This window comes from Thioalkalivibrio sp. ALE10, assembly GCF_000381385.1.
GTDB lineage: Bacteria > Pseudomonadota > Gammaproteobacteria > Ectothiorhodospirales > Ectothiorhodospiraceae > Thioalkalivibrio.
The window spans coordinates 117,358-130,002 of record NZ_KB906455.1 but is presented as its reverse complement, the minus strand read 5'-3'; the positions used below and the strand labels follow the sequence as shown (position 1 = coordinate 130,002).

Below are 12,645 nucleotides of genomic sequence, written 5' to 3'. Positions count from 1 at the left end.
GCACCCGGCCGGCGCCGGGCATCAAGGGGTCAGCCGCAGTCCGCCGGCCTTCCCGCGAATGGGGGGACCGGCGGGGTTTCTCCGGCACTGTTCGCGAACGCGAACAGCCCGCGCCCGCGATCCTTGGCACGGTACATGGCCTGATCGGCCGCATGGATCAGGGTGTCGCCGTCGCGCCCGTCTTCCGGGTAAACGGCAATGCCCACGCTGGATCCGATGTGGATCTCGTGATCACGCACGTGGAACGGCGCCCGCAGCGCGTCGATGATCTTCTGCGCCACGACACCCGCATCGGCCTCGCGCTGGATATCCCGCACCAGAACGATGAACTCGTCCCCGCCCAGCCGCGCGACGAGGTCACTCTCGCGCACGGTTTCGCGCAGGCGAGCCCCCACGGCCTGCAGGATCTCGTCGCCCACCGCATGGCCCAGGGCATCGTTGACCGGCTTGAAGTGATCCAGGTCCACGAACAGCACGGACACGATGTCGCCGTGGCGTCGCGCCTGCCCCAGCGCCAGATCAAGATGCTGATGGAAGGCGGTACGGTTCGGCAGATCGGTCAGCGGATCGGCGTGCGCCAGATGGTCCAGGCGCTGCTGGGCCTCCTTCCACCGGGTGATGTCCTCGAAGGTCACGATGAAATGGGTCGGCTGCCCCATCTCGCCACGGACCGCGATCACCGTGGTCCAGGTGTAGCAGGGCCCGCCGTCGCGCCGGCGCTTGACCAGCTCGCCCTCCCAGCGGCCGGCGCTGTGCACCGCGGCCTCGATGGTTTCCAGCAGGGCCGGGTCCTGGTATTCCGAATCCAGCAGTTCGCCCATCGGCCGGCCGTGCACCTCTCCGGGCTGGTACCCGGTGATGGACATGAAGGCGGGGTTCACCTTCAGCACGCGCTGCCCTGCATCGGTGATCAGCAGCCCCTCGGAGGCGTTCTCGAATACCTGGGCCGCCAGGCGCAGCTCGTCTTCCATGGCCTTGCGCTCGGTGACATCGCGCAGGATCGCCAGGCTGGCGTCCTCCCCGTCCCAGCTCAGGGCGGTCACGTGCATCTCGGCGACGCGCGGGGCCTCGCCGGGAGGCAGCACGTCGATCTCGGTGCGTCCGGGAGCCGTCGGGAAACCGAACCCGGTGCCCCTCAGGGCCTGCAGGTCGCGCCCGAACAGCCGGCTGGCGGCCGGGTTGGCATAGCGCAGAACGCCCGCCGAGTCCACCACGATGATGGCATCGGCGGAGGCCTCGAGGATCGCCCGCAGGCCATCGCCCGACGGACCGGAGCCGGCGAAGTCGCCGCCCCCGTCGCCCGCCCACAGCACGGCGCCGGGCACCGCGGCCGGGGGCATCGAAAGGTCCGGATTCGGCATCATGTGTCCTCGTCTCCTTGCTGCACATGCACGGGATGGCCTTCGAGGATACCCTCCACGCCACGGAAGCGCTCGCCGATATGCATCCCGCGACCGTCGATGTTGAAACGCCGGATCCCGGCGTCATGTCCCGCGCCGCGCATCTTCAGCACGGCCAGGCCGCGATGGACCCGCCCGCGCATCTCGACATAGCGCAGGACGATGATGGAATCGGTCAGGGTGGAGATGTGCGCCTCGGTCACCGAGGCGCCGCCCATCAGCGACGGCGTGGAGGCGGTGAACAGCCCCGCAATCTGACGCTCCTTGATGAACGAGGTCAGGCTGATCACGAACTCGCGGAAACCGCGCGGGCTGGCCACGCGCTCCAGCGCGGTCAGGCTGTCGAGGGCGACCCGGTCCGGGCGGAAGCGGTCGATCTCCTCCTTGATCCGGACCAGGTGGTCCTCCAGTCCGGCGGCCTCGGGGTAGTCGCAGCGGATCGCCAGGTTCCCGGCCTCCTCCGCCGGGGCATAATCCACGCCCCACCCGCGCGCGTTGCGCATCAGCTGTTCGCGGCTTTCCTCGAAGGCGAACAGCATGCAGCGTTCGCCGGCGGCCAGTCCGCCCGCGGTGAACTCCGTCGCCATTAGGGTCTTGCCGGTGCCGGTGGCACCGGATACCAGCACGATCGAGTCGCGGTAGAAACCGCCACCGCACATCCGGTCCAGCTCGTCGTTGCCGGAGGTCGTGCGCACGTCGGTGGAATGCTGGGTCAGCTCCATCGCCGACAGCGGGATGGCGATCAGCCCGCCCTCCGGCAGGATGGTGAACGGGTACTCGCCCTTCTGGTGCTGCGTACCGCGGAACTTGAGGATCTCCAGCGTGCGCCGGCGGGTCTCGTTCTCCAGGATGTTACGCAGGATCACCACGTTGTCGGCGACGAACTCCTCGACCCCGTGACGGGCAACGGGGCCGTATTCGGTCTCGCGTTCGGCGGTCATGACCGCCGTCACGCCCAGGGCCTTCAGCCGCGAGGCGATGCGGAACAGGTCACGACGCACCTGGCGGGTGTCGGGGAAGCGCGAAAACATCGCGCCCAGGGAATCGATCGCCAGACGGCGGGCCCCGCTGCGCTCCACCGCATGCTCGATGCGCGCCACCAGGGCCCCGAGGTCGTAGCTCCCGGCCTCCACCGTCTCCTCGTCCGGGTCCGGCGACACGTCCACGAAGGTCCAGTGCCCGTCGGCTTCCCAGTCCGCCATCGGCCAGCCGAATGCACTGAAATTGCGCCGCAGATCCGCGGGCGACTCCTCGCACGTCACGAACACGCCGGGGGTGGCATCGCGCTGGATGCCGGCGGCCAGGAACTGGCCGGCAAACACCGTCTTGGCACTGCCCGGGGTACCGGCAACCAGCGTGGTGCGCCCCTCGGGCAGACCGCCACGGGCGATCGCGTCGAACCCCGGGATCCCGGTGGCCAGCTTGTCGATTCCTCCACCCATTTCTGCGGTCATTGCAGGGACTCCCGCTGCCCGGGCGTCACCAGCTCCAGCCCGTGCAGCACTTCGTCGCGGTCGGAGAGATCGCCGATGATGCGGCGGATCGGCGGAGGCAGCTCACGGATCAGGGTGGGGGTGGCGACGATGCGCTCGTTCTCGCCGCGCTCGGGATTTTCGAGCACGTCGATCACCTCGATCCGATAGCGTCCCTGGAGTTCTTCTTCACAGATGGCCTGCAGATTGGCCAGTGCCCGTGCGGACCGGGCCGTCTGCCCCGTCACGTACAGGCGGAGCAGGTATTCCTGCGCCACGTATCCTCCCCGGACGGCGATTGCGCCCTTGTCTCGAGCGGGGAATTATCCGGAATCCTCCCGCCATGCGTCAACGCAACCCGGTCCGGGCGGGGGGAGTCTTCAGCGGCGCGGCTCATCCGCCCGGGCACCCGCTCCCCATTCGCGCCGCAGCCGCTCGCGATTGAGCGCCAGCCACTGCAGCGCGATCACCGGCCCGGCCGAGTCGATACGGCCGTCGTGCATCAACTGCATTGCCTCGTCGAAGGGCACGGTGAACACCCGGATGTCCTCGTCTTCCTCGTGCAGTCCGTGCACACCGCCCACACCCAGACTGTCCACCTCACCACAGTAGATCCGCAGCGACTCGGAATTGCCGCCGGGGCTGACATACACCTCCTGCATGAACTCGATGCGCGCCGGGTTCACCCCCGCTTCCTCGAAGGACTCGCGCCGCACCACGGCTTCCGGCTCCTCGCCCGGTTCGATGACCCCGGCGACGAACTCCAGCAGCCAGGGTCCGGCCGGCTTCTCCAGCGCGCCGATGCGGAACTGCTCGATCAGCACCACACGGTCGGCCACCGGGTCATAGGGCAGCAGCACGGCCGCATGTCCGCGTTCGAAGCGCTCGCGCGTCAGCGGCCGGCTCCAGCCACCGCCGAACAGCCGGTGGCGCACCGTATAGCGGGCCATACGGAAGAAGCCCTCGAACAGCGACTCGCGCTCGAGGACCTCGACGTCTCCGGGTCCGAGCCCCGGGCGGCGGCCATCGCCGGCGCTCACGGGGCCTCGACCTCGTCGATGTCCTGACGCAGCCGCTCCAGGCGTTCCTGCACCGGCTCCGGGTATTCCGCCTGCCGACGCCCGCCGACATGCTCGGCCAGAAAGCCCTCCAGGCCGGCAAAGAACGCCAGGCGGTTGGTCTCGTTGACGAAACCGTGGCCCTCGTCCAGCGCCAGCAGGTATTCCACCGGATGCCCGGCGTCGCGCAGTGCCGCCACGATCTGGTCCGACTCGGCCTGCTTGACGCGCGGGTCGTTGGCCCCCTGGGCCACCAGCAGCGGCGACTCGATGCGGTCGACGTGGAACAGCGGCGACTGCTCCTTCAGCCGCTCGCGGTCCTCCGGATCGTCCGGGTCACCCACACGCCCGTGCATGCGCTTGATCCCGGCCTCCCAGTAGGGCGGGATGGATTCCATCAGGGTAATCAGGCTGGACGGCCCCACCATCGACACCCCGGCGGCGTAGAGCTCCGGAGTCCAGGTCAGCCCGGCCAGGGTTGCGTAGCCGCCGTAGGAGCCGCCATAGATCGCCACCCGGTCCGGATCGGCGATGCCCTCGTCGATCAGATGTTTCACCCCGTCGGTCACGTCGTGCTGCATCACGCCGGTGCCCCATTCCTGGTTGCCGGCATTGAGAAACGCCTTGCCAAAGCCCGAAGAACCGCGGAAATTCGGCTGCAGCACGGCGTAACCACGGTTGGCGAGGAACTGCACCTGTCCGCTGTAGCCCCAGGTGTCGCGCACCCAGGGACCGCCGTGCGGCATCACCACCAGGGGCAGGTCCTCGGCCTCCGCCCCGCGCGGCAGGGTCAGGTAGCCCGGGATCTCGGTGCCATCACGGGCCTCGTAGCGGATCGGCTCCATGTACGCCAGCACATCCTCGGGAAGATCCGGCCGGGTGCGATACAGGCGTTCGAGTTCGCGTTCGCGCAGATCCGCCACCCAGGCACTGCCGGGATCGACGTCGCGCTGCACGCCCACGGTCCACACGTCCTCGTCACGGGTTCGCGAGGAGAACGACAGCTCCGCGTCACCCAGCTCCGAGCGCAGCCAGTCCAGCGCCTGCTCGAATTCCTCGTCGTGGGGGTAGATCCGCTGCCGGTCGCCGGTGTACTGCGTGGCCAGCAGGCGGTGGTCCTCGTCGGAAAACAGCGCGCGACCGAGATCGACTTCGCCTTCCGGGTCGCGGTGCACCCGGGTCTCCTCGCCGGAATCCGGGTCGAACAGGACCAGCTCGCTCAGATCGCGATCCTCGCCCGCGTTGGTGCGCAGATAGAGCCTGGCGCCATCCTTGTGAAATCCGGCCACAGAGCAGCTCTCGCCGAACTCGCAGGCGTAGATCTGCCGGAAGTCGTCCTCGCCATCGACGCGCAGGATCTCGCTCCCGCCGTCGCCGGTGGTGCGCGTCGCCTTGCGCAGCTCGCCCTCGTGGAAATGCCAGCCTTCGATCTCCGCGGTGTTCTTCACCACCCGCTCGCGTTCGCCGCTGGCGATGTCGACCCGGTAGACGTCGTGCAGCCGGGGATCGCGGTCGTTCAGCCCCACGAACAGATGTTCCGGCGCCTCTCGCGGTACATGGATGATCCGCGCCTGCACCCCGTCACCTCCGGCCAGTGCGCGTGAGTCGGGATATCCGTCGGCCTCCGGGTCGGGGGTCTCCGGGGCCTGCAGGGCGCGGATCTCGAAGTCCTCGTCACCGTCGGCATCGCGCGCATACAGAAGGTACTCGCCATCGCGCGACCAGAAAAAGCCCGAGACCGACCGCTCTTCGGTGGTGACCGGCTGCGCCTGCTCGACCGGCTCGCCCCGCGCCACCACATGGATGTTCATCGCCCCCTCGTAGGGTCGCAGGAAGGCGACACGATCGCCGTCCGGGGAGATCCGCGCGGAGGCGTATTCCGGGTCACGGAAGAAGCGTTCCAGCTTCACCAGCGGCGGCGCCTCCTCGGTCCACGGGCCGGCGCCCTCCTCGGCCGGTGCGGTCTCGATCTGCGCACCGGCCAGGGCCGGCAGCGTCAGCAGCAGCGCACCCATGATCGCGGTGCGCCCGCGGGGGCCTCTGGCCCGGTCGCGCGCGCCGCGCCGGTTCGTCCTGTCCAGCGTCTCCTGCATCACGTCCTCCCCAGTCGCTCTGAATACAGGATGACAGCATCGGCCGGTTCACGGTTCCGCCGCCGGCCCGGGAACTTCCTTCCCCGTCCCCCATCTACTGGTGAGATTCCGGCGAAAGACCTGCCTCCCGAAAGGAGCCGCGTGCCGCACCCGCCGGGAATCCGCGCGAACAACGAATCACCCGATGCGACGCAATCGACATATGGACGCAGTCTGATTTGCATTCCATATAAGCATTCAACTACATTCGAAAACGCTTACATACCACCCAAACGGGAGACGTACCCCATGCGTACCATGAAGACCCTCGCTGCCGCCGCCGTCCTGACCTTTGCCGGCGCCAGCGCCGTTCAGGCCGACGAACCCTCGAAGATGTTCGCCAGCGTCACCTCCGGCGACGACCACACCCAGTTCATGTCCATGGTGCTGGCCAACCAGGCCATGGGCCAGGGCCAGGAAGTGCGCGTGCTGCTGTGCGGCCCGGCCGCCAAGATGGCGACCGACGACTTTGACGGCGCGACCATGCAGCCCGCCGACCGCAACGCCCAGCAGCTGCTGATGAACCTGATCAACAACGGCGCGAAGGTCGAGACCTGCGCCATCTTCCTGCCCAACACCGACTACACCGAGGAAGACCTGATCGACGGCGTCACCCCGGCCGACCCGGAAGACGTGGGCGCCTACATGGCCGACCCGACCGTGCGCTACTTCTCCAACTAAGCCGCACGCTGCCCGACCAATCCGGGCAGACGCCAGAGGGCCCTCCATCCGGAGGGCCCTTTTTTTGTGGGCGGGTCGGGGGTCAGCCGGCGTCGGGGGCGTGCGGTTCGATCTGCAGCAGGGTGCGCAGACGGGCTTCGTTGCGAACGATGTCGGCGAGGGTGTAGCGGTCGAGCACGGCGAGGAAGGCGTCGCGCGCCTCGTCGAGCAGGGGCTTGAGGCGGCAGGCCGGCGCGACCGGGCACCATGGCCGGGTGCAGTCGATCACTTCCAGCGTGGGTTCCATGTTGCGCACAACTTCGCCGAGGTTGATCTCCTCGGGCGCCACCGCCAGCCAGATCCCTCCGCCCTTGCCACGCCGGTTGGCCAGATAGCCGAGCCGGCCCAGGCGGTGCACGATCTTCACCATGTGGTTGCGCGGGACCTCGAAGCGCTCGCTGATCTCCGAGACCGTGGTGCGGCCACCCTCGGGCTGCACGGCCACGAACAGAAGCACGCGCAGCGCATAGTCCGTATGGCGGGTAAGCTGCATGGCACCGACCTCTTGCAGAAAGGCCGGCCCGCACGCAACGCCGGGGCCGGCCCTTGTATTAGCTTTAACTAATTCAGCATACCCGCGCGCGGTGCCACGCGTCGACTGCCGTACGCGGCAGACGGCGGACATTCACAACACGTCGGGCCCGAACACCTCGTGGACGATCCGTTCCGGGAGGACGCCCGCATTCGTCAGACGATCGCGCTGGTCACGAATGAACGGCAACGGGTCGCGGCATCCCCGCCCGGGCCAGGGCCTGCGGCTGTTCTCCCGCGGCCTGATGCGCCTGGTTGAAGACGTTCCTGAGCTCCGGATGAGCCTCGAACATCCGGGCGTAGAAGCGCCGGGTGATGGTTTCGCCGTGCTCCGCCAGCACGGGCACGGTGGATTTGACGATCTCGCGGGTCCCGGATTCCAGCATGCAGACATTCCTCGGTATTCAGGTGGAGCCGAGAACGCTAATAGAAGATGTATCTCTTTTGAAATTTTGATTTTCTTACTGTGGGTTGCAACACCCCTTTTGCAAAAGCACAGAGACGTTGACCCCGAGACCCTCCGACTATAAGGTTGATTCAGCATCAATTTTTACAGGAATGGAGAAAGGCGTGCTGACGCGCAACCGTCTGTTCATCACCATCGCTCTCGTCTATGCCCTGCTCGGTGGCGGGGTGGCCGTCCTCTGGCTGCTGGCGCCGGGCACGATCACCGGCGATGCGGTGCGCCTGCATGCCCACCTGATGCTGCTGGGCTTCGTCACCATGATGATCTACGGGATCGGCCTCCATGCCCTGCCCCGCTTTTCGGGACGCAACCTGTTTTCCGAGCGCACCGCCGATGTCCAGTTCGTGCTGGCCAACGCCGGACTGCCGGCGATGGCCGCCGGGTGGCTGGCCGGCAGCCGCGAGATCCTGCTCGCGGGGGGCCTGCTGACCTGGGCGGCCATGCTGCTGTTCACCCTCAACATCCTGCTCACGGTGCGCCGGCGCGGCCCCGGGGAGGCCTGATCATGAGCGAATATCGCGGCTGCGAGATCCCCGAGGATCTCTACTACGATCTGGATTACCTGTGGGCCCGCGAGGAGGCCGACGGCAGTTTTACTCTGGGGCTGACCGACCCGGCGCAGACCATGGCCGGGCGCCTGCAGTACACCACGTTCAAGCGCCCCGGCACCCACCGCAGGCGCGGCAAGACGCTGGCGCGGCTGGAATCCGGCAAATGGGCCGGCGGAGTGCCCGCACCGTTCGACGGCACCATCGAGGAGGTGAATGCCGCGGTGACCGCACAGCCCGACCTGGTCAACCGTGCACCCTACGACGAGGCCTGGCTGCTGCGCCTGCGCCCGGACGACCCGGAGACCGCGCGCGAGCACCTGTACACCGGGGAGCGGGCCCGCGAGTCGCTGGAACAGTGGATCGAACGTTACGGCGTCCAGTGCATGCGCTGCGCCGACTGATCCCGGAGGCACGCATGCGCGTACAGCTTCTTGTCTCTCAGTGGTGCCCCTCCTGCGATTCGGCCGAGGCCGTGTGGAGCCGGATCGCAGCCGAACGCGAGTTCGACTTCAGCGTGGTGGACATGGGCACGCCCGAAGGCCGCGAACTGGTCCAGCGGCTGCGCCTGAAGACCGTCCCCGCACTGGTCGTGGACGGCGAACTGCGCGGGGTCGGTGTGCAGAGTCCGGAGGAGGCGCGCGAAATCGTGGCCGGCACGCCCGAGCGCAGCGGCCACTCGGCGCCGGTGGGCATCGCCCTGGCGCCGTCCAGCCGTGCCCATCTGCTGTCCGCGGTCGTGTGGCTGGCGATCGCCGGGGGCCTGCTGGCGCTGCACGGCGGCCTGCTGCCACCCGACGGGCCATGGCCGGGTGCGCTGCATGTCTTCCTGCTCGGCTTTATCACCCCGTTCATCGCCGGGCTGGCGGAACACATGATCCCGCGTTTCATGGAGCGGCCGGTGCGCGCGGGCCCGTGGTCCTGGACCCAGTGGGGCCTGCTCAACGCCGGGGCAGCCGTCACCGCCATCGGCGGCTGGCTCGTCGGTCCGGCACTGGCCGCCGCCGGGATCACCCTCGCCACGGCCGGGCTGGCGCTGCTGACCCTGCGCCTGTGGCCGGCCCTGTGGCCCGCGGCGGCGTCCGACCACTGACGGACCGAACCGCTTCCCGGGACGGGCGTTGCCCTGCCCGCGGACGGGACACTTCCCGGTACGCGCCGCCCCCTCTATCCTGTGCGCCCGTTTCCCGACGACCCACGGTCGCGGTGCCCCGATGTCCAGCACGGATCCCCTGCCTGATCAGAACCTTGCGCCCCCGCCGGAGCCGACCTGGGTCCGGCGCCGGCCGGACCCGGACGTGGAGGCCGCGGCGCGCGCGGCCGGACTGACCCCGCTGCAGGCCCGCCTGATCGCCGCCCGGGTGTGCGAGACCAACCCGGATGTCCTGCGGGCCGGCTTTGTCGAACGCCCGCTGCGCGCCCTGACACCCCCCGACGCCCTGCCCGATCTGGACACGGCGGCGCAGCGCATCCTGCGGGCGCTGGAGGCCGGCGAGACCGTGGCCCTGGAAACCGACCACGACGTCGACGGTGTCACCAGTCACGCGCTTTTGTATCGCGGCCTGACCCGGGTACTGGGTCACCCGGAGGTGCGTCTGCAGTCCTGGATCGGCCACCGGCTGCGCGAGGGCTACGGCCTGTCCGACGCCCTGGCCGAGCGCATACTCGCCGCCCGGCCCCCGCCCGATCTGGTGATAACCGCCGACAACGGATCCGGCGACGAGGCACGCATCGCCCGCCTGCGCGCCGCCGGCATCGACACCATCGTCACCGACCATCACGTGATCCCGGCGGACGGCGTGCCCGCCTCGGCGCTGGCCTGCGTCAGCCCGGCGCGCAGCGACAGCCGCTACGGCGACCCCGCGATCGCCGGCTGCATGGTGGCCTGGCTGCTGCTGATGCGCGTCCACCGCCTGCGCCAGCAGGACACCGGACGCGAGGATGCCGCCGGGCGGGCACTGCTGATCGACCTGCTGGCCGAAGTAGCCGCGGGCACCGTGGCCGACTGCGTAACGCTGGGCGACAGCCTCAACAACCGGGTGGTGGTCCATCAGGGCCTGCGGCGCATGAACGCCGACGACGCGCGTCCCTGCTGGCGGGTCGCGGCGCGGCGGCTCACCGGCGGCGAGCGCCCGCTGGATGAATCCGACCTGGCCTTCGGCCTGGGGCCGCGCATCAACGCCCGCAGCCGCCTGGACGAGGCGATGGCCGGGGTCCGCTTCCTGCTGGCGGAGGACGAAGCGGAAGCCGAGCACTGGTGGTCGGCTCTGGACGAGGAGAACGACAATCGGCGCCGCATCGAGCGCGAGCTCACCGTGCGTGCCCGCGAGGAGGCCGCCCGGGCCGCCGCCCGCGGGGTCTCGGGTCTGTGCCTGTGGCTGCCCGACGGCCACCCGGGGGTACACGGCATCATCGCCTCGCGCATGGTCGAGGCCCGGGGGCTGCCGGTGCTGTGCGTGTCGCCGGTGTGGGAGTGCGACCGGCGGGTGACCGGCTCCGCGCGCGGGGTACCCGGCTTCCATGTCGCCGATGCGTTCGCCGCGATGGCCGCCGCCGAACCCGACCTGCTGGAGAAACACGGCGGCCACGCGCAGGCGGGCGGCCTGACGCTGGCCCGCGCCGACCGCGAACGCCTGGCCCATGCGTGGGAACGGGCCTGTGCCGACAGCCAGCGCGAGCACGGCTGGACACCCGGCCCGGTGCTGGAGATCGATGGCGAGGGCCCGTCCCCGCGTGCCCTGGCGGCCGGGACCCTCGAGCAGATCGACGCCCTCGCCCCCTGGGGTCGCGGTTTCCCGCGCCCGGTGTTCGTCTGGGAAGGCGAACTGCGCGGCCTGCGCCGGATGGGCGACGGACGCCATCTGCGGCTGCGTCTGGAGACGGCCGATGGTGACCTGCAGGGGATCTGGTTCAATGCGCTGGAACCGGATGCACGGGATCCGTGGCCGCCGGGAACCCGGATACAGCTTGCGGGGTCTCCTGAATGGAACCATTACAACGGCACGTCAAGGCTGCAGGTCCGCATTCACGCGGCGCGGTGGGCGGCCGTGGGGAGAAAACCATGAAGTTCGTTCGCCAGTCCCTCATCGTCACCATCGTTGGCGGCACCGCCCTGGCCCTGGCCGCCTGCACCCACCCTCCCACCCGCGAACAGACCGGCGCGGTCATCGGCGGCGCGGCCGGGGGCGTCATCGGCAGCCAGATCGGCGGCGGCCGCGGGCAGATGGCCGCCACCATCGCGGGGACCCTCGCCGGTGCGGCCATTGGCGGTGCCATCGGCCGCTCCATGGACGAGGTCGACCGCATGCGCGTGCAGCAGACCCTGGAGACCGCCCCCGACCGCGAAACCCGGGAGTGGCGCAATCCCAACACCGGACAGCAGTACCGGGCCACGCCGAAACGTACCTATGAACGCGACGGCCGCCCGTGCCGCGAATACGAAGTCCTGGCGACCATCGACGGCGAAGCGGAGACCATCACCGGCACCGCCTGCCGCGACGTCTACGGCAACTGGGTCATGCAGTAGCCCGAGGCGGCGCGGGCCGTGCGGCTTCACGCCCGGCTAACGGAATGGCCCATTGGGTATATTGTTCCGCCGTGTGAATTCCCTCAAGGTCTGGCCAAGATGCTGAATCGGAGGGACCTTCACCCATGCATTCACCCATGCATCCGCCCGGGCACCCCGCCCCCCTGCGCGCGGACCTGCCCGGGCCCGCACCGGGCGCGTCCCCCGGGACCCCGTCGCAGGCAGCCGCGTCCGGCGACCTGCTCCGGATCGAGCGGGACGCCCCGCCGGACCTTTGTCTGATCCTCCGGCGCCGACGCTGGTGGCAGCGCCTGCTGCGCCCTTTGCTGGGGCCGCTGGAACGCCCCCTGCCGGATTCACGGCTGACCCGGCGTGTGCGCATTAGCGCCGCCTCTGCAGCGGATCACGAGGCCCTCAGGACCAGCCCCAGCGCGCAGACCGCGCTGGTCGACCTGTTCCGCGCCGAACGCCACTGGCCGGTGGATATCGTGACCGTCGGCTTCGACAACGGCCGGGCGCGGATCGACGGCCGGATTCTCGAACCCCTCGATGAAGAACGGTCGCGGCGCCTGCACGCGGAACTGCATGCTCATCTCGATGCCGCCTCGCATGCCCTGGCGATGACCTTCAAGGGCCGCGCGGGCCGGCGGGCGCAGCGTGCCGCGGGGGCCTCGCCCGTGGTCATGCTCGGCCTGCTCGCCCTGGGCCTGGTGGCCATCCTGGTGGTCGCCCTGCTCTGACGACGGTGGACGTCCCCACCGGGGCGCGGCACACTCCCGCCTTTCGCATTCA

Annotated in this window: 14 protein-coding genes; 7 read left to right on the top strand and 7 right to left on the bottom strand. The window is 69.4% G+C overall.

Annotated elements, in window-relative coordinates; genetic code table 11:
- Positions 1-29 precede the first annotated feature (29 nt).
- The 5 genes from F788_RS0110830 to F788_RS0110810 all read right to left on the bottom strand — a co-directional run bounded on the left by F788_RS0110830 (position 30) and on the right by F788_RS0110810 (position 6,023).
- The gene (locus F788_RS0110830; RefSeq protein ID WP_019590167.1) at positions 30-1,364 is read right to left on the bottom strand and encodes a diguanylate cyclase domain-containing protein; all 1,335 of its coding nucleotides are present in this window, start codon (positions 1,362-1,364) and stop codon (positions 30-32) included.
- Positions 1,361-2,854 carry a circadian clock protein KaiC gene (gene kaiC, locus F788_RS0110825; protein ID WP_019590166.1) on the bottom strand — a complete coding sequence of 498 codons (1,494 nt, stop codon included), beginning with the start codon at positions 2,852-2,854 and terminating at the stop codon, positions 1,361-1,363. The genes F788_RS0110830 and kaiC overlap by 4 nt, the downstream gene beginning before the upstream one ends.
- Positions 2,851-3,150, bottom strand: coding sequence for a circadian clock KaiB family protein (locus tag F788_RS0110820; RefSeq protein ID WP_018871300.1), 300 nt, complete (start codon positions 3,148-3,150; stop codon positions 2,851-2,853). The genes kaiC and F788_RS0110820 overlap by 4 nt, the downstream gene beginning before the upstream one ends.
- Before the next feature lie 102 nt (positions 3,151-3,252).
- Positions 3,253-3,912, bottom strand: coding sequence for an NUDIX domain-containing protein (locus tag F788_RS0110815; protein ID WP_019590165.1), 660 nt, complete (start codon positions 3,910-3,912; stop codon positions 3,253-3,255).
- On the bottom strand, positions 3,909-6,023 hold the full coding sequence (locus F788_RS0110810) for a S9 family peptidase (RefSeq protein ID WP_019590164.1): 2,115 nt from the start codon (positions 6,021-6,023) through the stop codon (positions 3,909-3,911). The genes F788_RS0110815 and F788_RS0110810 overlap by 4 nt, the downstream gene beginning before the upstream one ends.
- A gap of 288 nt (positions 6,024-6,311) precedes the next feature.
- Here F788_RS0110810 and F788_RS0110805 point away from each other — a divergent pair, with 288 nt between their 5' ends.
- Positions 6,312-6,743 (top strand): DsrE family protein, encoded by a 432-nt coding sequence (locus F788_RS0110805; protein WP_019590163.1) that lies wholly within the window; start codon positions 6,312-6,314, stop codon positions 6,741-6,743.
- Between the two features lie 82 nt (positions 6,744-6,825).
- On the opposite strand, the gene F788_RS0110800 is transcribed toward F788_RS0110805, so the two are convergent.
- Both F788_RS0110800 and F788_RS0110795 read right to left on the bottom strand, forming a co-directional pair.
- Positions 6,826-7,275, bottom strand: a complete 450-nt coding sequence (locus tag F788_RS0110800) for an Rrf2 family transcriptional regulator (protein WP_019590162.1) — start codon at positions 7,273-7,275, stop codon at positions 6,826-6,828.
- A 211-nt stretch (positions 7,276-7,486) separates the two neighbouring features.
- On the bottom strand, positions 7,487-7,699 hold the full coding sequence (locus F788_RS0110795; RefSeq protein ID WP_019021041.1) for a globin domain-containing protein: 213 nt from the start codon (positions 7,697-7,699) through the stop codon (positions 7,487-7,489).
- Positions 7,700-7,883: 184 nt separating this feature from the next.
- Between F788_RS0110795 and F788_RS0110790 the strand changes: the two genes are divergently transcribed.
- The 6 genes from F788_RS0110790 to F788_RS0110765 all read left to right on the top strand — a co-directional run bounded on the left by F788_RS0110790 (position 7,884) and on the right by F788_RS0110765 (position 12,593).
- Positions 7,884-8,282, top strand: a complete 399-nt coding sequence (locus F788_RS0110790) for a hypothetical protein (protein WP_019590161.1) — start codon at positions 7,884-7,886, stop codon at positions 8,280-8,282.
- A 2-nt stretch (positions 8,283-8,284) separates the two neighbouring features.
- Positions 8,285-8,731 carry a glycine cleavage system protein H gene (locus F788_RS0110785; RefSeq protein ID WP_018871202.1) on the top strand — a complete coding sequence of 149 codons (447 nt, stop codon included), beginning with the start codon at positions 8,285-8,287 and terminating at the stop codon, positions 8,729-8,731.
- A gap of 14 nt (positions 8,732-8,745) precedes the next feature.
- Positions 8,746-9,420: a thioredoxin family protein gene (locus tag F788_RS0110780; RefSeq protein ID WP_026300743.1), complete on the top strand. Its 675-nt coding sequence runs from the start codon at positions 8,746-8,748 to the stop codon at positions 9,418-9,420.
- A 121-nt stretch (positions 9,421-9,541) separates the two neighbouring features.
- Positions 9,542-11,392 (top strand): DHH family phosphoesterase, encoded by a 1,851-nt coding sequence (locus tag F788_RS0110775; protein ID WP_019590160.1) that lies wholly within the window; start codon positions 9,542-9,544, stop codon positions 11,390-11,392.
- Complete coding sequence (locus F788_RS0110770; protein WP_018871199.1) at positions 11,389-11,853, top strand: glycine zipper 2TM domain-containing protein; 465 nt, start codon at positions 11,389-11,391, stop codon at positions 11,851-11,853. The genes F788_RS0110775 and F788_RS0110770 overlap by 4 nt, the downstream gene beginning before the upstream one ends.
- Positions 11,854-11,978: 125 nt before the next feature.
- On the top strand, positions 11,979-12,593 hold the full coding sequence (locus F788_RS0110765; protein ID WP_231372053.1) for a hypothetical protein: 615 nt from the start codon (positions 11,979-11,981) through the stop codon (positions 12,591-12,593).
- The last annotated feature ends 52 nt before the right edge of the window (positions 12,594-12,645 follow it).